The organism is Lactobacillus sp. N54.MGS-719 (genome assembly GCF_000980505.1).
GTDB lineage: Bacteria > Bacillota > Bacilli > Lactobacillales > Lactobacillaceae > Lactobacillus > Lactobacillus amylovorus.
Window position 1 is genome coordinate 1 of record NZ_LARO01000023.1, and the last position, 23433, is coordinate 23433.

Consider the following 23433-nt stretch of genomic DNA (forward strand, 5'->3'; position numbering starts at 1 on the left):
CTTGGATTGACATTCTTTCACGAACAACACGTTCCATTCTTGCTAAACCAATTCTGAATTGGTTTTGAAGAAGTTCACCAACACGACGAATACGACGGTTACCCAAGTGGTCGATATCATCAGTAGTACCGATCTTGTCTTGCAATGCAAAGAAGTAGTTGATTGAAGCCAAAACATCAGCTGGAGTTAAGTGCTTAACATCTGCAGCAATATGACCGTTAGACATCAACTTAACTTCACGTTCAGGGTCAACCTTTGAGTAAACCTTAATTTCTTGAACAGTAATAGGATCCGGCAATACACCTTCCTTTGAAGGTTGGTAAGTTACCATCTTGAAGTCATCACGATCAAGGTATGGAGCAAGCTTGTCCATTACTTCGTGGTTAACAACAGTATCCTTCTTAGCAATGATTTCACCAGTATCTGGATCAGCCAAAGTTTCAGCTAAAGTTTGACCGTACAAACGGTTCTTAAGTGAAAGCTTCTTGTTGATCTTGTAACGACCAACTGGTGCCAAGTCGTAACGACGTGGATCAAAGAAACGGGCATATAGCAATGAACGTGATGAATCAGTAGTCTTTGGTTCACCTGGACGAAGTCTTTCGTAAATGTCCTTCAAAGCTTCAGCTACACGTGAGTCAGCTGGGTTCTTGTGAACATCCTTGTCCAAAGTAAATTGCAAAGTATCGCTTTGACCAAACATATCAATAATGTCGCTGTCAGAGCTAATACCCATTGCTCTAATCAAAACTGTAAGTGGCAACTTACGAGTACGGTCAACACGAACAAATGAAACATTCTTAGCATCAGTTTCATATTCAAGCCAAGCACCACGGTTAGGAATAACAGTAGTACCAAAGATTTGACGACCGTTCTTGTCGTAGTCGCCAGTGTAATATACACCAGGAGATCTTACTAATTGAGAAACGATAACTCTTTCAGCACCATTAACGATGAATGAACCTGATTCAGTCATCAATGGTAAATCGCCAAAGAATACATCTTGAGTCTTAATTTCACCAGTTTCTTGGTTAGTAAGCTTCAAAGTAACGTGCATTGGTGCAGCATAAGTTGCATCGTGATCACGAGCTTCATCAACTGTGTACTTAGGCTTTTGAAGCTTGTAGCCAACATATTCTAATGAAAGCTTACCTGAGAAGTCACTAATAGGCATAATGTCGTCAAAGACTTCTTTAATGCCTTTATCAAGAAACCACTTATATGATTCGGTTTGAACATCGGTCAAGTTTGGCAGCTTCAATACTTCCTTAATTCGGGAAAAACTGCGTCTAGTTCGATGCTTACCGTAGTTCACTACGTGTCCATTTAACAAGGAAAAACATCCTTTCTGTCTAAGAAAGCAAATATTACATTTCTGTTACAAATTCAAAAAACCGCAATTTTAGGCATAAAAAAGACAAAAACAACGTATGTCGTTTTTGTCAATATCATTTTGCTGGACAATAGATCAGCAAAATCCTGAATCTCAGTTTTTTTAAATCAGCAAAAATTATATGTTATTTTCGGTAAACTGTCAAGGTTAAATGCCTATTACTACTTGACTTTTTCCAATTTTTTGGTAGCTTTAGCAATTTCAAATTTTAACTTGCCATGTTGACTGCCAATCTTCAAAGTATCACCTTTTTGAACTTCACCAGTTATCAACATTTCAGCCACTTTATCTTCAATATCATTTTGAATTGCTCTTCTAAGAGGACGTGCTCCGTTTTCTGGATCATAACCATCTTGAACAATCTTGTCCAAAGCAGCATGAGAAAGCTTAAGCGTAATACCCTTCTTTTGCAAACGTTCAACCAATTTGTGAGTAAGCAAAGTAACAATGCTACGCAATTGCTTCTTATCCAATTCATCGAAGACAATTGTTTCATCAATTCTGTTCAAAAATTCTGGACGGAAGAATTGCTTGATTGCTTGTTCAACCTTACTTTGTCTTTCCTTAGCTTGATCTGCATTGTCAGCATTAAAGCCAACTGCGTTTTGATCAAACAATGAACGTGAACCTAAGTTAGAGGTCATGATGATAATGGTATTTCTAAAGTCGACTTTTCTACCCTTAGAATCGGTCAAAAATCCTTCATCAAGGACTTGTAAAAGCAAGTTAAATACATCTGGGTGGGCTTTTTCTACTTCATCAAGCAAAACTACTGAGTATGGGTGACGACGAACTTGTTCTGAAAGTTGACCACCTTCTTCATAGCCAACGTAGCCAGGAGCCGAACCAATCAACTTGCTTGAAGCAATTTGATCCATGTACTCGGACATATCAAGACGAATCATGTTGTCTTCTGAGCCAAACATTGCTGCAGCAACTGACTTAGCAAGTTCAGTTTTACCTACACCTGTTGGTCCTAAGAATAAGAATGAACCAATTGGACGATGTTCATCCTTAATTCCACTTCTACTACGACGAATAGCGCGAGCAACTGCAGAAACAGCCTTGTCTTGGCCGATAACACGCTTGTGCAAGAGGCTCTCCAGGTTAGCCAATTGACGTGTTTCGTTACGCTTCATTTGGGTAACTGGCACACCAGTCCAATCTGAAACAACCTTAGCGATGTCTTCAGGCTCAACGATTGCACTTGCACTTACCTTAGAATGCAAAGTATCGATCAACTTTTCACGTTGTGCTTGCAAGTTATTTTGTTCATCTTGCAATTGAGCAGCCTTAACAAAATTTTGACTTGCAGCAGCTTCATTCTTTTGATCGATCAAATTCTTAATCTTATCGTTGATTTGCACTAATTTGTCATTAGAGCCGACATTATTGCGGATCTTTACTGCTGCACTAGCTTCATCGACTAAGTCAATCGCCTTGTCTGGTAAAAATCTGTCAGAAATGTAACGACTTGATAAATCAACAGCGTCTTCAAGGCTGGCTTCAGGAATAGCTACGTGGTGGAACTTTTCATATTTTGGCTTTAAGCCTTGTAAAATAGCCAATGCTTCTTTTCTTGAAGGTTCGTTAAGACGAACTTGTTGGAAACGACGAGCCAAAGCTTGATCTTTTTCAATGTACTTTTGATATTCATCAAAAGTAGTTGCACCAATCATTTGGATATCACCACGAGCAAGTGATGGCTTCAAAATATTAGAAGCATCGATTGCACCTTCGGCACCACCAGCACCAATCAAGGTATGCATTTCATCAACAAACAAGATGACCTTGCCGTCTTTTGCGATTTCATCCAAGATCTTCTTCATTCGATCTTCGAATTCACCACGGTACTTAGTGCCGGCAACCAAGTTACCCATATTCAGTGCCATGACACGCTTATCAAGTAAATCTTCTGGCACCTTTTTCTTAACGATTTCTGTGGCAATTGCTTCAGCTACGGCAGTCTTACCAACACCTGGTTCACCAACCAAAACTGGGTTGTTCTTAGTACGACGAGAAAGAATTTGAATTACACGTTCAATTTCCTTAGAACGACCGATAACTGGATCGATAGCTCCTTCGCGTGAACGTTGATTCAAGTTAATTGCAATCTTATCCAAGGTAGGTGTTGTACTTGCCTTACGTTTCTTTTGTGCTGGTGCTGAGGATGTATTATTGTTGCCTAACCAGTTAGCTGAATCCGCAAAATCTTGGTCTTGTGCCAAACTATCAATTGCATCTTGACGCAAACGACCAATATCAACATTCAAATTCTTTAAAATTATTGCTGATAAGACTTGTTCACTAGCAGTTATTCCTAGCAAAACATGGTTAGTTTGAATTTCCTTGTATCCACCTTGATCCGCTTGTCTCTTAGCGTAGTCTAGTGCCAAGCTCAAACGAGGTGACATTTCCATATAACTAGCTTTAGGTGCTGAACCGTAGCCGGTGTAGCGCTCAATTTCTTCACGCACAGCAGTAGGAGTTAAGCCCCATGAACGAAGTATCTTCCCTGCTTCACCGTCTGTTTCAATTACTAAAGCCAATAAAACGTGTTCTGTTCCGATTAAGCGATGATGGAAATTCTGTGCTTGTTCACGTGCAATTTCCAATACTTGATTAACGCTTTTACTATATGAGTTTTCCATACAAACACCACCCCTTTAAAATACGTTATGGTATTTTACTTTTATTTTGTCAGTAAGTAAAATAATTTAACTTATCTCCGTGATCATTATGATCAAAAACGCGCAATTAATCAAAAATTGCGGCGGCAATTTCAGTTAAATATTTTTGATCTGTTTCATCAAAATTTTTTAGCTTAGTAGAATCAAAATCGAAAACGCCCCATAATTTTTCATCCTTAAAAATAGGCACGACGATTTCAGAATTCGAAGCACTGTCGCAAGCGATGTGACCAGCAAATTCATGGACGTTGGGCACAATTTGCGTTTTTTCTTCCTTAGCTGCTGTTCCGCAAACGCCTTTACCCATTTGAATATGCACACAAGCTGGCATCCCTTGGAATGGGCCTAAAATCAACTCGCCGTTTTCAAAGCGATAAACACCAGCAAAATTAACATTATTAAGCGAATTAAACAAAAGCGCAGATAAATTAGCAGTATTGGCAATCCAGTCATCTTCGCCATCAACTAGTGCCTTTGCCTGCTGCACTAACAATTCATAATTTTCTTTCGTAGTAGCTGTCATTCTCATGTCCCCTATAGTTTTAGTGTGTATTATAGCAAAAAGAAAAAAGCTGTCTATTAAGACAGCTTAAATATAATCGGGAAAACGCGATTTGAACGCGCGACCTCTACGTCCCGAACGTAGCGCTCTACCAAACTGAGCTATTTCCCGAAAAAAAGGCTCACCATTCGGTGAGCCTTCTATCTTGGAGCGGAAGACGGGATTCGAACCCGCGACCCCCACCATGGCAAGGTGATGTTCTACCACTGAACTACTTCCGCACAACAGTTATTATTATAGCAAATGCATTTTTCATTGCAAGGTATTTTGCCAAAAAAGATAAATTTATTTTAGGCACAAAAAAAGCTCACATTCGTGAGCTCTTCATCTTAGAGCGGAAGACGGGATTCGAACCCGCGACCCCCACCATGGCAAGGTGATGTTCTACCACTGAACTACTTCCGCGACAACAGGTATTATTATAGCAAATACATTTTTCTTTGCAATACCTTTTTATCAAAAAAGATAAATTTATTTTAGGCACAAAAAAAGCTCACATTCGTGAGCTCTTCATCTTGGAGCGGAAGACGGGATTCGAACCCGCGACCCCCACCATGGCAAGGTGATGTTCTACCACTGAACTACTTCCGCGATACAAAAAGTATTATAGCAAAGATTATTCTCTTTGCAAATACTTTTTGAAAAAATATTACTTATCTGTTTTTAACTAAGTTAATTTTAGTTATTGTACCGAATTAAAAAAATTGCTACAATATCTTCAATTTAATTAAAGGAGATTTCACATGAGATTACGTATTATTGCTTTCTAAATCAAAATCTTAATATTAGGAAGCGAGAAAAACATGTCAAAATTTAATATCAGAGAATATCAACCAAACGATTATGCTGAAGTATGCCGCATTCACGACGTTAGTCGTAAAGAAGAGCTAACAATTGGTGGTGCGGAAAAATACTTCATACCTTTAGAGACAGCTCCATATAAGGATGATTTTTTCTCCTGCAAAATTTATGTAGCTTATGATGCTGACAGCATATTGGGCTTCGTTGCAGTTCATCCCCAAGAACTGGATTACATTTATGTAGATCCAATTCATCAAAATAAAGGTATCGGGTATGCTTTAGCAACGACAGCTTTGAGGTACATGAGTCGACCAGTTAGTCTTGACGTATTTGCAGAAAATACTAAGGCCAAAAAGCTTTACAAAAAATTAGGCTTTAAGTGTCAAGAAGTTAGATATCAGCAATGGGATTTAAATGATCCTAAAAAATACTCTGATGAAAAAATGATTCTCAATTAAAAAATACATAAACAAAAACTCTTATCCATGCTTAAAACATAGATAAGAGTTTTTTAATTTATAAGATTACTTGTTTTCTTTATTCTTCTTTTCCATATCAGCCTTAACTTCAGCTTCTACGCTTTCAACACGTTCTGGACGCATTGTTGGGAACAAAAGAACATCACGAATAGCTGGAGCATCAGTCAAAAGCATTACCAAACGGTCAATACCGATACCCAAACCACCTGTAGGTGGCATACCGTATTCCATAGCACGAAGGTAATCTTCATCGATCATGTCAGCTTCGTCGTTACCTGCTTCACGTTCTTCCATTTGAGCTTCGAAACGTTCACGTTGGTCGTCAGGATCGTTCAATTCTGAGAAGGCGTTACCGTATTCTTCACCCATGATGTAAATTTCGAAACGATCAGTAAATCTTGGATCGTCAGCATTCTTCTTAGCAAGTGGTGAGATTTCTACTGGGTGACCGTAAACGAAGGTTGGGTCAACAATAGTTTCTTCACAGTACTTTTCAAAGAAGGCGTTAATAATGTGACCAACTTTCCAGAACTTTTCAACGTGGATGTCGTGGTCTTCCGCAATCTTAGTTGCTTCTTCAAGAGTCATTGGCTTCCAGAAGTCAACGCCAGTCTTTTCCTTGATCAAGTCAACCATGTGAACGCGACGGAATGGCTTGCCTAAGTCAATGTCAGTACCTTGGTAAGTGATCTTACCGTCATCTGAAACAACCTTAGCTGCAGCACGGATAATACCTTCAGCTTCATCCATAACATCGTGGTAGTCCCAGTATGCTGCGTAACTTTCAAGTTCAGTAAATTCTGGGTTGTGGTGAGTGTCCAAACCTTCGTTTCTGAATACACGGCCGATTTCGTAAACACGTTCCATATCACCAACAATCAAACGCTTAAGTGGAAGTTCCAAAGCAATTCTCATGTAAAGGTTAATATCCAAAGCGTTGTGGTGAGTAATGAATGGACGAGCTTCAGCACCACCAGGAATGTTGTGAAGTACTGGAGTTTCAACCTCCAAGAAGTTTTGACCATTTAAGTAGTCACGAATAGCTTGAATGATTTGAGTACGGTGAACAAAGCGCATGTAGCTGTCACGGTTAGTGATCAAATCAAGGTAACGTTGACGGTAAATTGCTTCAACATCCTTCAAGCCGTGGTACTTGTCTGGTAAAGGACGAAGAGCCTTGGACAAGAATGTTACGTGAAGAGCTCTAATAGTAAGCTCGCCAGTATCGGTCTTCATAACTTCACCATCGATACCTAAGAAGTCACCGATATCTGATTTCTTGAAGATCTTGTAGTTGTCTTCACCAACGATGTCTTTACGTACGTAAATTTGAATCTTGCCAGTACGGTCGTAAAGGTCAGCGAAACCTACCTTACCCTTACCACGCTTAGCAAGCATACGACCAGCAATTTTGGTCTTAGGCATGTCATCGTTTAATTCATCTTTATCTTCTTTGCCATACTTTTCTTCTAAAGTACTTGCTAAATCTTGACGATCAAATTTTCTTTGGCCAAATGGTTCAATTCCATTTTCGCGCATTTCGTCCATCTTTTGGCGACGAACTCTTAATTGGTCGTTCATTTCATTCTTTGCCAATTTATCTTTCCTCCATTTATTTGTTCTTTGTCGCGCGCCGTGCAACACGAGCTTCTTCTCTTTTTTCGTATTCATCTACAAAGTTATCAAGCAAGTCATACACTTCTTGACGCGTCCAGACCTCATTTATTTTAGCACGAGTACGGGCCGAACGGGGAATTCCCTTTAAATAGTATGCAGCTTGTTGACGAAATTCAGGAACTGCCCGCTTTTCGCCGTGAATTTTAATCAATCCTTCAAGCTGATGCTTAGCTGTTTCAACTTTTTCACGCACAGTTTGTGGTGGCAAAGTTTCACCAGTCTCTAAATAATGTACCATATCCTGCAAAATCCAAGGATTACCTAGTGCGGCACGTCCTACCATCACTGCAGTACAACCAATTTCATCTAGAGCCTTCTTAGCAAGCTCAGGGGTTCTGATATCGCCGTTTGCTACGAATGGTACATCCAAAACTTGGGCAACATTATGCAAAACTCCCCAATCAGCTTCACCTTGATACATTTGCTTTCTAGTTCTACCATGCATTGCAATCATGCTGGCACCTGCTTCTTGAGCAGCCAATGCATTTTCTACGGCAAAAATATGCTTGCGATCCCAACCAATTCTCATTTTAACAGAAACTGGTTTTTGCACATTCTGTACCACGGCATGAACCATTTGATAAATCTTATTAGAATCAAGAAGCCATTTAGATCCTGCATCAGTTTTAGTAACTTTAGGTACAGGACAACCCATGTTGATATCAATGATATCAGCATCAGTATGTTGATCAACGTATTGAGCAGCTTGTAGCAATGTTTCTTCGGTCCCTCCGAAGATTTGAATACTCATTGGGTGTTCTCTTGGGTCAACATCCATCATGCTCAAAGTTTTCTTATTTCGATAAATAATCCCATGATCTGAGATCATTTCGCAGACAACCAGCCCAGCTCCGAATTCCTTACATACAACGCGGAATGCTGAGTTTGAAACTCCCGCCATCGGCGCAACAACAACTCGGTTTGGAATGGTGATATCGCGAATTTTCCAGCTGTTATCCACCAAATCATCCTTTCAAAATACCCTATTATAATATCAAAAAAGCCCCAGAGGATAAAACCTTAGGACTTTTTAATTAAAATTAATAATCTTTGTCGTCTTTTTTCTTGGCTAAAATTTCTTTCAATTCATCTTCAGTGTAGTGATATTTGTTGCCACAGAAGTTGCAAGTAAGTTCAGCACCGTGATCTTCATCGATCATAGCTTTTAATTGTGAGGACTTCAAGGTTTCAAGGATTCCAGCGTACTTTTTCTTTGAACAGTCACAGCTGAATGCGACGTCGTCTTTTTCAAGGATCTTGCAGTCAGTACCTAAAATCTTGTGGGCCAAATCTTCTGGAGTCATTCCGTCTAAGAATGAAGTTGAAAGAGCTGGTAATTCATCGATGCGCTTGATAGTTTGATCAATCAAGGCATCACTTGCACCTGGTAAAGCTTGAAGCATAAATCCGCCGGCTTCACCGATTGAATTATTTGGATTTACAAAAACAGACAAACCAACGGCTGATGGAATTTGTTCTGACTTAGTAAGGTAGTATGCAAAGTCTTCGGCAATTTCACCAGAAACGATTGGCACTTGACCAGTGTAAGGTTCCTTTAAGCCGAGGTCCTTAGTAACTTCAAACCAACCTTGACCAACAGCCTTTTTAACATCAATGTGACCATTCTTCTTAGGTGGCAAAGCAATGTGTGGGTTCTTTACATAGCCCTTAACAGTTAAATCAGACTTGGCAGTTACAATTGTTGGGCCAACTGGACCGTTGCCTAACAATCTAACAGTTAATTCTTCTTTATCAGTAAGTTCGGCACCTGCCAAAAGCAATGAACCTACTAAAGTACGACCAAGTACTGCTGCAGATGCTGACCATAAATCATGACGCTTTTGGGCTTCGCTTACCACACCTTTAGCAGTAATTGTTAGTAAACGTAAATTCTTAGTTTTATCAATTGATTTTACTAAATAATCATTCATCATTTATCCTTCTCTCTAAAAAAATAGAGCCTTTTTCAGGCCCTACTTTTTATTTAATTATCTTTGTGCTCATCGTCTTCTGCAGGTGAATCTGTCTTAGTTGAATCAGTGTTTTGATTCTTTTCAGGATTTTCTGCATTGTGTTCTTCAACTTCATGATTCTTTTCTGATGGAGTTTCCAAAGCATCCTTTTCTTGATCAGCTAAAGCTTGATCTGAATCTTTCTTTTCTGCCTTTTCAACTTCACGCTTTTCTGCAGCGGCTTTAGCCTCTTCGTAAGTTGAAGCCTTTGATTCGCTTGGATATTCGCTTTCGTACTTTTCAGGCATCTTACCAGTCTTGTACAAAGACATGATTTGCTTTTCGTCCAAAGTTTCGTATTTAAGCAAAGCTTCCGCAATAATTCTGTGCTTTTCTTTGTTTTCTTTTACGATTTCTAAGGCCTTAGCATGAGCTTCATCCAAGATCTTCTTGACAGCTTCATCAATCTTAGCAGAAGTTGCTTCACTGTATGGCTTGAATCCGTAAGGATTGGTTTCGCCTTCTTTTTCAAGCTCAACCATACCTAAGGAGTCAGTCATACCGTAGTTAACAACCATGCTATGAGCAATTGCTGTAGCTTGTTCAAAGTCGTTTGAAGCACCGGTTGATTTATCACCAATGGTTGCTTCTTCACCAGCACGACCACCCATTAAACCAACAATTTGTTCAAATAATTGTTTCTTAGTCAAAATGAATTGATCGTCTTTTGGAAGCATGATGTTGTAACCACCAGCACGACCACGTGGCACGATAGTTACTTTACGTACAGTTCTTGAATCGCTTAAGACCAAACCACAGATTGAGTGTCCAGCTTCGTGGAAAGCAACTCTACGTCTTTCGGGTTCTGCAATCAAGCGGTCCTTCTTAGCTGGACCAGCGATTACACGGTCTTCAGCTTCATCAATATCTGAAGCAGTAATTTCGGTACCGTTTCTACGAGCAGCTACCAAAGCAGCTTCGTTCAAAACGTTAGCTAAGTCAGCACCTACAAAACCAGGTGTTTGACGAGCAATTTCCTTCAAGTCAACGTCTGGAGCAAGTGGCTTGTTCTTGGCATGTACCTTCAAAATAGCTTCACGACCACGAACGTCAGGACGACCAACCAAAACCTTACGGTCGAAACGACCAGGACGAAGCAAGGCTGGGTCCAAAACGTCTGAACGGTTAGTAGCGGCAATGACGATTACGCCTTCGTCGCCTTCAAAACCATCCATTTCAACCAATAATTGGTTCAAAGTTTGTTCACGTTCATCGTTGCCACCACCGGTGCCGTTACCACGACGACGACCAATGGCATCAATTTCATCGATAAAGATGATACTTGGTGCATTCTTCTTAGCGTTGTTGAACAAGTCACGTACACGACTAGCACCAACACCAACAAACATTTCAACGAAGTCTGAACCTGAGATTGAGTAGAATGGTACGTTAGCTTCACCAGCTACGGCACGAGCAAGCAAAGTTTTACCAGTACCGGGAGGACCCTCAAGTAAAACACCGGATGGGATTCTAGCACCCAATTTAGTGTATTTCGATGGGTCTTTTAAGAATTCAACAACTTCGACCAATTCTTGCTTTTCTTCTTCTTCACCAGCTACGTCAGAGAAACGGACCTTATTCTTAGAAGGATCCTCTGGTTTAACATGTGAGCGACCGAAGTTCATAATTCCGCCGCTGCCACCACGACCAGCACCGCTTTGGTTCATCATCATCCAAAGCATGACGATAAATAAAACAGTTGGCACAAGCATGACAATGGTTGAAATCCAATTGCCTGATTGTGATTCTCCCTGAGTAGTCATCCGAGCATTACTCTTTTGTGCCAAGTTCTGCACATTAGAAACTGTCGAATCATTTTGTAACATGGTAGTAGAGAAGTTAGACACTTTTCTACTTGAGTTATTACTAAAGAAATCAAAACTATTATTTGATTGATTCTTTGTTGTTTGTGCATTCTTGTAACTACCTGTAACAGTGTAGACACCATTAGCAGGTTGAACACTAAAGTTTTTAACTTTGCCTTGGCGTAAATCCTTAACAAATTGGGAGTAGCTGATATTTTCACTACCGCCTCCATTGTTAGAACCGCCGAGTGCCCAGTTGATTCCCCATAGGAGTAGAAGGAACACAACTATATAGAAAAGGCCATTTGAAAGTAGCCTATTCCGGTTATTCTTCATAAAAAACCTCCGCAAAGTCTTCAAGTTATACGTTTAAAATTCTATCACAAAATATGTTGCGACCACTAATATTTTCAACTATTTTGAAGACTTTTTAACATTTATATAAAAAATACTGTTTACCGTTTTCAATCCAATTTTGATTTTGATATGCCACTTCGACAAAAACTGGTTCATCATCTGCATAAATAGTTAGACATAGTGGTCGTAAAGATAATGGAACAGCATGTTCCGCAAATTTTTTCTTTGCTTTGGTTCTTTGACCATCTTGAAGCAAAAGTTTTGCCCCAGGAATCAGTGACCCTGCACTAAAATCCGCTTTTTCTTCAAACCAAAAATCACCTATTTCTGCCTTATCTTTTGCTTTTTGATCAGTTAATACAAATGTCACACCTTGAAAAGCAAACGGAATATTCAATTGAATCGGATAAGGAACTATCATATTTATTTTTGCTTTTTTAGTCAAATAAAAATAGCCCTGATACTCAATTACGGCAAAATTACCTAAATTTTTATTAACGCGGCGGTGGAATTTTTCCCAGATATTCTTCTGCCAAAAAATATTTCGCTCATTTTCTGGTAAAGCAGTTAATTTTTCACTTTTAATGCGATATGCCTGCCCCAAAAAGGGAGTCAATTGACCAATGTCGTCTACTTTTTGGTCAATAAATTCATCTAAATTAGTCATTTTCTTGCTATAGTTCAAAGCATTCGCAATTAAAGCAGGATTTTCTTTTTTTAGTAGCGGAACAACATGGTGGCGCAGTCGATTGCGCATGGTTTCATCCTCGTTGTTAGTCGAATCCGTGATAAACTCAATGTCATTTTTTCGATCATACTCAAACAGTTCTTGCTTGCTATAAGCCAAAAGTGGCCTAAGTAGGGAAACTCCATGCATTACCCCTACTGCTTGCAAGCTATTCATTTCTTCGGGATTGCCCGAGCGAATAAACTTAAGCAAAATATTCTCTAGCAAATCATCACCATGATGGGCCGTTAACAAATAATCTGCCTTTTCTTTCTTAGCTATTTGAGTCAAAAAAGCATAGCGTGCATCCCTCGCCGCTGCCTCAATCCCTGCAGCCGGCTGCTCATCTTTTGCCCACACTGCCGTAAACAGCGGAATATCGTACTTCTTGCAATACTCCTGCAAAATCTTAGTCTCGTTTTTACTATCGCTGCGCAATTGATGATCAAAATGAGCCGCAATTACCTGCACCTTCATCTTCTGCAACATATCGAGTAAGGCCATCGAATCCGGCCCCGCACTTGCCGCTACCAAGAATTTTTTATTATTCAGCTCGATGCCGTTATCTTCAAAAAAATCATTAATCTTCATAAATTTACCTAACAAAAAATGGCCCACTACAGGCCATTTCCTAATTTTCAGTTAACACTTGCTTTAACTTGGCAATTTCTTTTTTGGCATCTTTAGCCGTCTTATTTAGAACTTGATCAAATTCAGCAGGCTTTACATCTGAAAATTGATTATCATGATCAATTAACTTCGGATCATTCACACGAGTAATCGACAAATTAAATCTGCCCTTATGAATATGAACGACAACTACGCGGACTTCTTGTCCAACCTTGTATTGCCGTCTTTCTCTTGGCCAACTATTGCCAAAATCACCATGGTGAACTAATCCTGAATGCTTATTTGGCAAAGTAACGAAAATTCCTAAGTCAGTAATATTGTTAATTACTCCCGTTACTCGATTGCCAACTTGGTATCTTTCCATTAATTATCGTTTCCTTCGTGGACGTTATAAATCTTCTCATTATTTTTAGAGTAATAGAACTTATAACGAATTAGCTTTGCAACATAATTTGGATCCTTTAGATCCTGTCTTTTCATTGTCAACTCGCGATCTTTAGCTTTCACTTGAGCTAAAGTTTGTTTTTCAGCTTCAACTTGGTTATTTATTCGTCCAGTTTGAGAAATCTTAATTGCAATTTGTACACCTAATACAACAAAGATAATTGCAAAAACAGCAATTATTCTGTTCAATCTTACGCGATGCACTTCTTTTTCTCTTTTAGCCTGTTTACGTTTTAAACGCGCCCTTTGCTCTTCTGGACTCATCGAATTATAAATACGTGGACCATGATTCATTTTTGTTAATCCCCTATTGCTTGTTACTGTAAATGCAATTAAGTTAAGTATAACAGCGATTTACTTAAAAGTCATTAATCAACTAATTCGTAAAGTTCGCTTGCTTCAGCCTTTTTAGTAGTCTCACGAATATTCAAAACCTTGGCTTTAATAACTCTAGCACCGTAGCCAATTTCAATAATGTCATCAATTTTAACATCATAACTTGACTTAACGACACGACCATTAACCTTGATTCTGCCTTGGTCTGCCATTTCCTTAGCTACAGTTCTTCTTTTAACTAATCTTGAAACTTTCAAAAATTTATCAATTCTCATTTTTATTCCTCGCAATTATCTTTGTACAATATCGCTTGCTGCCTGCAAGAATGTGGCTAATTCATTGAATAAAACACGATTCTTCATTTCATCAGGCATTTGCAGCAATACTACCATCCGTTTTTCTTGATTCATGCTAATACGGGCTTTCATATTCACGTGTTCAAGTGCCTTGAAGATATTAGGTCCTTCTAATTCACGTGAAGCCGCATTATTGAATTCAACTTTAATTTTATCGCCAGTTTTAAGGACAGTCAGCACTTGCGCCAAATCTGCATCAACCTTTAAACCAGCAACCGCCAACAAGTTCTCTACTGCTGTAGGATAATCACCGAAACGATCAATTAATTCGTCTTCAATTTTATCCAACTCATCTTGATCGGCAACAGCTTTAATCTTCTTATAGAATTCGATCTTTTCTTCCTGATCGCCAATATATGAATCAGGAATATATACTTCAAGCTTAAGATCGATTTCAGCATTCGACTTCTTAACGGCCTTTTTGCCCTTACGTTCTTTAATAGCATCACTCAACATTTGTGAGTACAAGTCATAGCCAACACTATCGATAAAGCCGTGCTGCTGGGCACCTAGCATGTTGCCGGCACCTCTGATTGATAAATCACGCATGGCAATCTTGAAACCTGACCCAAGTTCAGTAAAGTCGCGAATCGCATCTAGCCGCTTTTCACCAACTTCAGTCAAAACCTTATTTGGTCGGTAAAGGAAATAGGCATAAGCCAATCTGGCACTTCTACCAATTCGACCACGCAATTGATACAGCTGACTCAAGCCATAGTGATCGGCATCTTCAATGATCATAGTATTAACGTTAGGCATATCAATACCAGTTTCAATGATCGTGGTCGTTACCAAAATATCAAATTCACGATTCAAAAAACGATACAGAATATCTTCCAGCTGGTTCTGACTCATTCTGCCGTGTGCACTAGCGATCCGGGCATTTGGAATCAACTGCTGCAACTTTTCAACCGTTTCGTCGATGTCGCTAATTCGGTTGTGTAAATAAAAGACTTGACCGCCACGCTTCATTTCTCTTAGACAGGCATCCTTGATTACGCTAGGAATTTGTTCCATGACGTAAGTTTGAATTGGATATCTATTTTGTGGTGGAGTTTCCATAACTGATAAATCACGTACCCCAACCATTGACATGTGCAACGTACGTGGAATTGGCGTAGCCGTCAGCGTCAAAACATCGATATTTGCCTTTAATTGCTTTAACTTTTCCTTGTGTTTAACACCAAAGCGCTGCTCTTCATCAACAATTAACAGACCCAAGTCCTTGAAATGCACATCTTTAGACAAAAGCCGGTGAGTTCCCACAACTATGTCGATTTTGCCATCTTCAAGTCCTTCGATGATCTCTTTTGATTCAGCCGGAGTTTGAAAACGTGACAACATCGCCGTGTTTACTGGGAAATCCTTAAACCGATCCTGAATTGTCTCATAGTGCTGCTGAGCCAAAATAGTCGTAGGTACCAAAAAGGCAACCTGCTTATTATCTTGAATTGCCTTAAAAGCAGCCCGCAAAGCAACTTCAGTTTTACCAAAACCAACGTCCCCAACTAGCAAACGATCCATTGGCTTCGGCTTTTCCATATCTTCTTTAATTTCCTTAATTGAACGCAACTGGTCAGGCGTTTCAGGGTATGGAAAGGCATCATCGAATTGGCGCTGCAAGTCATCATCTGGTGAAAAGGCAAAACCTTTTTCAGATTCACGTTTAGCATAAAGTTCGATCAAATCATCGGCAATATCTTCAACCTTAGATTGAACTTTCCGCTTGGTTTTAGCCCATTCGCTACCACCTAGTTTGTTAATATGTGGCGTCTTGCCCTCTGAACCAACGTATTTTTGAACCAAGCTCAATTGATCCGCTGGCACGAAAAGCTGGTCGCCATGCTGGTAAGTAATGGTGATGTAGTCTCGTTTTACGCCATTATTTTCGAGAGTCTTAATTCCTTCAAAACGGCCAATACCGTGATTGACGTGAACAACGTAGTCGCCAGGTTTAAGTTCGGTATAATTACGCAATCTTTGCGCGTTTTCCAATGTCTTAATTCGTTTTTTACGTTGCGGACGCTTATTAAATAGTTCTCGTTCAGTTAAATAAACTAATTTAACCGTTGGTAAAGAAAAGCCGCTGGCATAGCCACCAACCATGATTTGAGCTCTGCCTTCAACTAATTCGTCTTCACCGACAATTGGCAAATTAAGGCCAAAATCAGCCATTGTTTGATCAATCTGTCTAGCTCTTTTATCATTGTCGGCTTGCAAGACAACCGTTTGACCAGACTTTTGGTAGGATTCAAGTTCTGATTTAATCAACGGCATTTGACTAAAGAATTGTTCCGGCTCACGCGTTTGCCAGTTGAGCATCTGTCCTAAACGCAAGCGTCCCATGCTTCTTTGGAAAAGTGAGAAGTAAATCCGATGATGCTTATCTTTACTTAAAACATCATCAAAATCAGACCGCAATTCTTGATGTGACAACATTGCGCCAGTTTTTAGTTCATCACTAATAAATGCCGCATTTTGCTTATCCACGTCTTCAACTGCTTGCTTAATCAATGGCAAATCATCCAATAAAATTTCACCATTTTTAGGCAAATATTCTAATAAGCTGCTTGGCTTTTCAATTAAGTAGTCGACCAAAAAGGCGTAATTATCCGGCAACCCGCCATCTTCAAGATTATCGAGCGCTACTGCAAAGTGATCTTTTACAGCCTTAGCTGGTGCAGGTGCATCGACCATATCCTTTTTAATTTTTTCCGCTGCATTAAAAATTGCATCCTTGGCAAAAACGCGGTCTTGCGCAGCAGCCACCGTTACCTGCTCAATTTCTTTTTGACTCCGTTGACTTGCCAAGTCAAATTCCTTGATAGTATCAATTTCATCGCCAAAGAATTCGATTCTGACCGGATTTTCACGATCTAGTGGATAAATATCCAAGATATCACCACGAATGGCAAATTCACCAGGACGGGCTACCAATGCCTCTTTTTTATAGCCAGCACCAACTAACCAATTATTCAGTTCGGTTAATTCATATTCTTTTTCTGGTGCAAATTCTCGCCGTGCCTTGGCAAAATCTGCCGGCGACGACAATTTATACTGCAATCCCTGTGGTGTGGTTACCACAATGCCTGGTTTACCGCTCAATAAAAAATTCAAAGATTGGATTCGGCTGCTTAATTCGTCTGGTGAACTAACCGCAGTTTGCGTAGCAATGGTTGCATCGACTGGAAAATAATGGGCAGCATCGTCTTCCAAAATTGAGTTTAATTCACCATATAGGTTCTGGGCCTTGCTTTCATTTTCTTCAATTAAAATTAAAGGCGCATTTGGCTCAGAAACAATTTGCTTTAAGAGTAGACTAAAAGCACCGGCATTAGCGCCAGTGATTAGTGAGTTTTTTACTTGTTTTGTTTTTGCAATAAAATTATTTAAATCTTGATCTTGTTTAAGTATTTCTGTTAAACGCATTTTAATTATATTTATTCATCAAATATTGACTATCGCGACCTGCAATAAAGTCGTCGATAATCTTTACGCTTGTATCAAATGCATCATCCATCAACTTTTGTTGTTCATCATTAAATGGGGTAAGCACCCATGAAACGACAGTTGCATTCTTAGGGTGACGAATACCGATCTTTAAACGGTTGAACTTTTCAGTTCCTAAATCACGGATAATGCTCTTAATTCCGTTATGACCACCAGATTTACCATTGGCTCTAATTCTAATTTTACCAATTGGCATATCCATATCGTCTTGAATGATCAAAATATCTTCAGGATCAACCTTAAAGAAGTTAGCGACTTGACTAACTGAACGACCCGATTCATTCATATAAGTTTGTGGTTCAAGCAAAATTACATCTTCACCGTTAATTTTTTGCTTGGTCCAAAGTCCTTCAAATTTATCCTTATCTAGTGACAAGCCCTTTTCATCAAGATAATGATCCATTGTCATAAATCCTGTGTTGTGCTTGGTTTTATCGTATTTTTGGCCTGGATTGCCTAAACCTGCAATTATTTTCATTAATATATACCCCTCATTACATAATCCCTCATATAATAGCACAAACAATAAATAATAATTTTATTAATGCTTGCTAACATGGTATAATTTGCTTTGTTAAAATTATCACTAATAAAAAGGAGACTTTATTGTTATGGCAAGAGTTGAAAAACCCCGTAAAGTTATTTTAGTCGGTGACGGTGCCGTAGGTTCTACCTTCGCATTCTCAATGGTACAACAAGGTATCGCTGAAGAATTAGGTATCATCGACATCGCTAAGGAACACGTTCAAGGTGACGCAATCGACTTAGCAGATGCTACTCCATGGACTTACCCAAAGAACATCTACGCAGCTGATTACCCAGACTGCAAGGACGCAGACTTAATCGTTATCACTGCTGGTGCTCCACAAAAGCCAGGTGAAACTCGTCTTGACCTTGTAAACAAGAACTTGAAGATTTTATCATCAATCGTTGAACCAATCGTTGAATCAGGCTTTGATGGTATCTTCTTAGTAGTTGCAAACCCAGTTGACATTTTGACTCACGCAACTTGGAAGATCTCAGGCTTCCCTAAGGATCGTGTTATCGGTTCAGGTACTTCACTTGACACTGGTCGTCTTCAAAAGGTTATCGGTGAAATGGAACACGTTGACCCACGTTCAGTTAACGCATACATGCTTGGTGAACACGGTGATACTGAATTCCCAGCATGGAGCTACAACAATGTTGGTGGCGTAAAGGTTAGTGACTGGGTTAAGGCTCACGGTATGGATGAATCTAAGCTTGAAGACATCCACAAAGAAGTTGCTAACATGGCTTACGACATCATCAACAAGAAGGGTGCTACCTTCTACGGTATCGGTACTGCTTCAGCAATGATCGCTAAGGCTATCTTGAACGACGAACACCGTGTACTCCCACTTTCAGTAGCTATGGATGGTCAATACGGCTTACACGACCTTCACATTGGTACTCCTGCAGTTGTTGGCCGCAAGGGTCTTGAACAAATCATCGAAATGCCATTAAGCGATGATGAACAAGCTAAGATGGAAGCTTCTGCAAAGCAATTGAAGGAAGTTATGGACAAGGCCTTCAAGGAAACTGGCGTTAAGGTTCGTCAATAATCCATTAAACTTTAATTAAAAAAGCATCTCCGCTAAGAAGATGCTTTTTTATTTGCCTAACTATTGTTAAAATATAGTTGATTATCTTAGCTGGTCTTTAATTAATATTTAATTAACTCATTGATTATGCTATAATTACTTGTAATATTTTACCTTTGGAGGCGAACTCATGCTTATTAAATCTTTAGTTATTAAGAAAAATTATTTAACTACAGTTAATGAAAAAGCCACGTTAGCAGAAGCATTAAAAGTCTTAGAAGATTCAGGTTATAGATGTGTGCCTATTGTAGATGATACTGGTACAATTTTCCGCGGTAACATTTATAAGATGCACATCTATCGTCATAAGTCACAAGGCGGCGATATGAATTTACCTGTAACCTACTTGCTTAAGAACGCAACTAAGACCATCAAGGTTAACTCACCTTTCTTCAAGGTATTCTTTAACATCAAGGACTTACCATACATCGCTGTTTTGGATGAAGAAAATCACTTCTACGGTATTCTTACCCACTCAAGATTGCTTGATATGTTGTCAGATGCTTGGGATATCAAAAACGGTTCCTACGTTTTAACTGTTTTGTCAGACAACGCACGTGGTAACTTGATTAAGATGTCTAAAATCGTGTCTAAGCACACTAACATGTCTAGTGTAATGACACTTGATGCGGCAGCTGGTGAACTTCAAGGCGACTTCGTAAGAAGAACATTATTCACCTTACCTGCTGGCGTTTCAGAAATCACTATGAAGGCTATTGTTGATAAGCTGCAGAAAAAAGGTTTTGTCGTTTCAGAAATCGAAGATTTGCAAGCTGGTATGACAATCATGAGTGATGAAAACCCTGGCGTATTTATTGAGCGCCCATCACAAGACTAAATGAAAATTTGACCTTAATAAAAAGCTTCTAGAAATTGAAGTGCCATAGAAAAGTTAGACATTTATAAAATTTTAAAGATTTGATAATACACGATTTCTGTATTTTACAGGAGTCGTGTATTTTAATTTGTTTGATCTTCTAACATTGTTAAACCAATAAATATAATCTTTCAGAATTTCCTTCATCTCTTCTAAACTTCCAATCTTAAGTCGATTCAGTTTTTCTCTCTTCATTAAATTAAATATCGTTTCTCCTGGTGCATTATCATGACAATTTCCTTTTCGGGACATGCTTTGGATTATATTCATTTTCTTTAGTCGAGCCTGATAGCCTGGATTCTGATATTGAAAGCCTTGATCTGAATGAAGGATAGGAGCAGCTCCTGGTGGAAGATTATCTGCTAGTTCATCTAGCATATTATAAATAGTTTTCATTTCAGGAGAATAACTTACTGCACAAGCTAGAATCTCCAAAGAAACCTCATCTACTACAGGAGAAATATAAACTTTCTTGCCGCTAGTTAGTTTATATTCAGTTACATCGGTATGAAGAACTTTATAGGGGATAGTTTCATCAAAAGTTTGATTTAGGATATTTGGTGCTTTCTTTCCTACATTACCCTTATACGAACTATATTTACCAGTATTTTTATGATAAATTGTTGTTTTTATTCCTAAACTTCTCATTAACTTACGTACTGTTTCTAGAGAAAGTTTAAATCCTTCATCTCTTAACGCTCCCCACATAGGACGATAACCATATGTTTCTTGTCCTTCATAGCCATAATAGATTTCTTGAATCTTCTCTTTTACTAAAGCATACTTATCAGCTTGATTAATTCTATTTTTTACATTGTCATAGTAAGTCTTTCTATTTAATTTGAGCACTTTAAATAAGACCTTAAGTTTAATTTGATGGTGTTTTGCCCGAATATCCTGTATTAATTGTGTTTTTTGTTTGTTGGATAACGTGGATATCGGGCAGCCACTTTTTTTAAGACAAGATTTTCCACTCTAAGTCTTTCTAATTCAGCTTCCTGCTTAAGAATTTTTTCTTCATACTTTTGCTTTTCACTAAGTTCTAACTTTTTAGTTGTCTTCTTACTCTTTTTAGGCACTTTCCTAGGCCGACCTTTCTGTTTAGGCAGCAGCCCAGCATATCCTTCTTCATTGAACTTTTTAGCCCAATTGTATACTTGAGAATCACTAATATTAAACTTAGCCGCTACCTTTGAAACTCCAATAGAATGTGTTAAATAGTAGCGTACCACATTTAGCCTAAAGTCAGAAGAATAAGTAGTTTTAGTATGTTTAACAGATAAGGCAGCTAAACCTTGACACTTAGCCTTATCAATCCATCTACGAATAAGAGTCCAATGAATATTATATTGTTTAGCTAAACCTTTTATTGAATCTTCATGATTTAAATATTTGGAAACAATTTCAATTTTTAATTCAGTCGAATATTTGGTCATAAAAAAATACCTCATAATTATTAGATTTTATGTCTAACAATTATGAGGCACTTCAAATTCTAGAAGCTTTTTTGTCTGCCTAATATATTTAAATATTACTTTTCGTAGTAAACACGTGGCAAACGATCATTTAATAAGCAAGCTACTTCGTAGTGAATAGTATCAACGTAGTCAGCTGCAGCCTTAATGTTGTTAGGAGCAGTAGGATCAGCTGAGATGATTTCTACCTTAGTACCTACTGGCATCTTTTCTGGCATTTTTACCATAAATTGATCCATACAAATACGACCAACAATTGTGCAATACTTGTCTCCTACCTTAACCTTGAAGCCTTGGAACTTTCTGATCCAGCCGTCGGCATAACCAACAGGTACAGTACCGATAATCGTATCTTCATCAGCCACAAAAGTTGAACCGTAACTTACACCGTCACCCTTATGAATTGTCTTAACATGAGTCAATTCACTTTCAAATGACAAGGCTGGTTCAAGCTTAAATACAGGCTTTAAATCAGGGGTATCAGGAGTTGAAGATGGGTTTAAACCATAAATTCCGATACCAAAACGAACTAAATCACTCTTGATGCCACTGTGGAAAATACTTGCGGCAGTGTTGTCAATGTGGATCCACTTTGGCTTAACTGTTAACAAGCTTTCCATATGTCTGAACTTCTTAATTTGACGTTCAAAGTAAGATTCATCGCTACTGTCTGCAGAAGCAAAGTGAGCAAACATGCCCTCTACAAAGAAGTTGTCATTGTTTTCCAAGAACTTGTTGGCAGCAATAAAGTCCTCATCTTCGTTAAAGCCGATTCTGCCCATACCTGAATCAATACCTAAATGAATCTTCAATTGTAAGTTGTCTTTTTCTAGGTACTTTTCAGCTTCTTTAAGCCATTCTAAGTTTGGTACAGTCAATGAAACGCCATTGACAGCGGCAATTGGTGCATATTCAGGTGATACAACACCTAAAACCAAAATTGGCTTAACAATGTCGTTGTGACGCAATTGCAAAGCTTCATCCAAAATAGCAACACAAAAACCAGCTGCACCGACTTCATCAGCTACTTTAGCAACTTCAACTGCACCGTGACCATAAGCGTTGGCCTTAACAACTGCCAGCATCTTTTGACCTGGTTCAAGATGCTTCATTTCATTTTCAAGATTTCTTCTAATCGCACCCAAATTAACTTTTACTACTGCAGGACGATGATAGCCTGGAACCATTATTAATTTTCCTCCAAAACTACAAATGTAATAATTTCATGATTATCATGTGTGATACTTGGGAAAATCTTCCCATCAAACTTGGTTGAGGTCATTACAGGATGACCCAAATCATCCCATAGGGTTTCAACGTCTTGAAAACCGACGTACTTGCCAAGACCTGTCCCCATTGCTTTAGAAAAAGATTCTTTTAGTGAAAAACGACCACCAAGATATTCAACTTTTCTTTTGCCCTTCATCTTTTGATATTGAGCAAATTCGTTTGGAGTCAATACTTTTTTAGCAAAGGCATCACCTTTGTCTACAATTTTCTTTACTCGTTCAACTTCAACTGAGTCGATTCCTACACCTTTAATCATAATTTTCACCTCACACAATGACATCATTATAATACAAAACATACTAATCTAGTGTTGGATGATTACTCGACGGAGTAGTCGTTCAACACTTTTTCTTTTACTATGTAAAGTGGAGATGAAGCCAATGCCGTGAC

General features: G+C 38.7%; 18 protein-coding genes, 4 tRNA genes and 1 pseudogene. 3 read left to right on the top strand and 20 right to left on the bottom strand.

Features of this window, described 5'->3' with window-relative positions; all coding sequences use genetic code 11:
- From WS44_RS05470 to WS44_RS05500, 7 genes and pseudogenes are all read right to left on the bottom strand, one after another.
- Nucleotides 1-1333: pseudogene (locus tag WS44_RS05470) on the bottom strand (DNA-directed RNA polymerase subunit beta); the annotation flags it as partial.
- Nucleotides 1334-1554: 221 nt separating this feature from the next.
- Nucleotides 1555-4044: an ATP-dependent Clp protease ATP-binding subunit gene (locus WS44_RS05475; RefSeq protein WP_046433585.1), complete on the bottom strand. Its 2490-nt coding sequence runs from the start codon at nt 4042-4044 to the stop codon at nt 1555-1557.
- Nucleotides 4045-4150: 106 nt separating this feature from the next.
- On the bottom strand, nt 4151-4606 hold the full coding sequence (locus tag WS44_RS05480) for a GAF domain-containing protein (RefSeq protein ID WP_013437122.1): 456 nt from the start codon (nt 4604-4606) through the stop codon (nt 4151-4153).
- A 76-nt stretch (nt 4607-4682) separates the two neighbouring features.
- Nucleotides 4683-4756, bottom strand: a tRNA-Pro gene (locus tag WS44_RS05485).
- A gap of 35 nt (nt 4757-4791) precedes the next feature.
- Nucleotides 4792-4866: transfer RNA gene (locus tag WS44_RS05490), tRNA-Gly, on the bottom strand.
- A gap of 112 nt (nt 4867-4978) precedes the next feature.
- Nucleotides 4979-5050: transfer RNA gene (locus WS44_RS05495), tRNA-Gly, on the bottom strand.
- Nucleotides 5051-5161: 111 nt separating this feature from the next.
- Nucleotides 5162-5236, bottom strand: a tRNA-Gly gene (locus tag WS44_RS05500).
- A gap of 212 nt (nt 5237-5448) precedes the next feature.
- On the opposite strand from WS44_RS05500, the gene WS44_RS05505 reads away from it, so the two are divergent.
- The gene (locus WS44_RS05505) at nt 5449-5904 is read left to right on the top strand and encodes a GNAT family N-acetyltransferase (protein WP_013641471.1); all 456 of its coding nucleotides are present in this window, start codon (nt 5449-5451) and stop codon (nt 5902-5904) included.
- A 66-nt stretch (nt 5905-5970) separates the two neighbouring features.
- Here the strand turns inward: WS44_RS05505 and lysS are convergent, their stop codons facing one another.
- The 10 genes from lysS to pth form a co-directional block, all read right to left on the bottom strand.
- Nucleotides 5971-7521, bottom strand: coding sequence for a lysine--tRNA ligase (lysS, locus tag WS44_RS05510; protein ID WP_013437121.1), 1551 nt, complete (start codon nt 7519-7521; stop codon nt 5971-5973).
- Nucleotides 7522-7537: 16 nt separating this feature from the next.
- A complete protein-coding gene (dusB, locus tag WS44_RS05515; protein ID WP_046433587.1) occupies nt 7538-8563 on the bottom strand; it encodes a tRNA dihydrouridine synthase DusB in 1026 nt (341 codons plus the stop codon).
- A gap of 79 nt (nt 8564-8642) precedes the next feature.
- Complete coding sequence (hslO, locus tag WS44_RS05520; RefSeq protein ID WP_013437119.1) at nt 8643-9533, bottom strand: Hsp33 family molecular chaperone HslO; 891 nt, start codon at nt 9531-9533, stop codon at nt 8643-8645.
- A gap of 53 nt (nt 9534-9586) precedes the next feature.
- Nucleotides 9587-11755, bottom strand: a complete 2169-nt coding sequence (gene ftsH / locus WS44_RS05525; RefSeq protein WP_013437118.1) for an ATP-dependent zinc metalloprotease FtsH — start codon at nt 11753-11755, stop codon at nt 9587-9589.
- Between the two features lie 94 nt (nt 11756-11849).
- Entirely contained in the window at nt 11850-13094 is a 1245-nt protein-coding gene (gene tilS / locus WS44_RS05530; protein WP_046433598.1) for a tRNA lysidine(34) synthetase TilS, read from the bottom strand.
- 40 nt (nt 13095-13134) lie between these two features.
- On the bottom strand, nt 13135-13497 hold the full coding sequence (locus tag WS44_RS05535) for a S1 RNA-binding domain-containing protein (RefSeq protein WP_046433590.1): 363 nt from the start codon (nt 13495-13497) through the stop codon (nt 13135-13137).
- Nucleotides 13497-13871: a septum formation initiator family protein gene (locus tag WS44_RS05540; RefSeq protein WP_046433591.1), complete on the bottom strand. Its 375-nt coding sequence runs from the start codon at nt 13869-13871 to the stop codon at nt 13497-13499. Before WS44_RS05540 ends, WS44_RS05535 begins: the two co-directional genes overlap by 1 nt.
- A 74-nt stretch (nt 13872-13945) precedes the next feature.
- Complete coding sequence (locus WS44_RS05545) at nt 13946-14188, bottom strand: RNA-binding S4 domain-containing protein (protein WP_011254102.1); 243 nt, start codon at nt 14186-14188, stop codon at nt 13946-13948.
- 15 nt (nt 14189-14203) lie between these two features.
- Nucleotides 14204-17698 (bottom strand): transcription-repair coupling factor, encoded by a 3495-nt coding sequence (gene mfd / locus WS44_RS05550; protein ID WP_014565551.1) that lies wholly within the window; start codon nt 17696-17698, stop codon nt 14204-14206.
- Between the two features lies 1 nt (nt 17699).
- Nucleotides 17700-18257, bottom strand: a complete 558-nt coding sequence (gene pth / locus WS44_RS05555) for an aminoacyl-tRNA hydrolase (protein ID WP_013437113.1) — start codon at nt 18255-18257, stop codon at nt 17700-17702.
- A gap of 133 nt (nt 18258-18390) precedes the next feature.
- Between pth and WS44_RS05560 the strand changes: the two genes are divergently transcribed.
- Entirely contained in the window at nt 18391-19362 is a 972-nt protein-coding gene (locus WS44_RS05560) for an L-lactate dehydrogenase (RefSeq protein WP_013437112.1), read from the top strand.
- Nucleotides 19363-19531: 169 nt separating this feature from the next.
- Nucleotides 19532-20239, top strand: a complete 708-nt coding sequence (gene cbpA, locus WS44_RS05565) for a cyclic di-AMP binding protein CbpA (protein WP_013641457.1) — start codon at nt 19532-19534, stop codon at nt 20237-20239.
- A 72-nt stretch (nt 20240-20311) separates the two neighbouring features.
- Here the strand turns inward: cbpA and WS44_RS09975 are convergent.
- The 3 genes from WS44_RS09975 to acpS all read right to left on the bottom strand — a co-directional run bounded on the left by WS44_RS09975 (nt 20312) and on the right by acpS (nt 23299).
- A protein-coding gene (locus WS44_RS09975; protein ID WP_288145700.1) for an IS3-like element IS1223 family transposase occupies nt 20312-21714 on the bottom strand; the annotation gives its coding sequence in 2 pieces (ribosomal slippage) (nt 20312-21240 and nt 21240-21714; 1404 coding nt in all).
- Nucleotides 21715-21809: 95 nt separating this feature from the next.
- Nucleotides 21810-22940, bottom strand: coding sequence for an alanine racemase (alr, locus tag WS44_RS05580; RefSeq protein ID WP_046433596.1), 1131 nt, complete (start codon nt 22938-22940; stop codon nt 21810-21812).
- Nucleotides 22941-22942: 2 nt separating this feature from the next.
- Nucleotides 22943-23299 carry a holo-ACP synthase gene (gene acpS / locus WS44_RS05585; RefSeq protein WP_013437109.1) on the bottom strand — a complete coding sequence of 119 codons (357 nt, stop codon included), beginning with the start codon at nt 23297-23299 and terminating at the stop codon, nt 22943-22945.
- Nucleotides 23300-23433 lie beyond the last annotated feature (134 nt).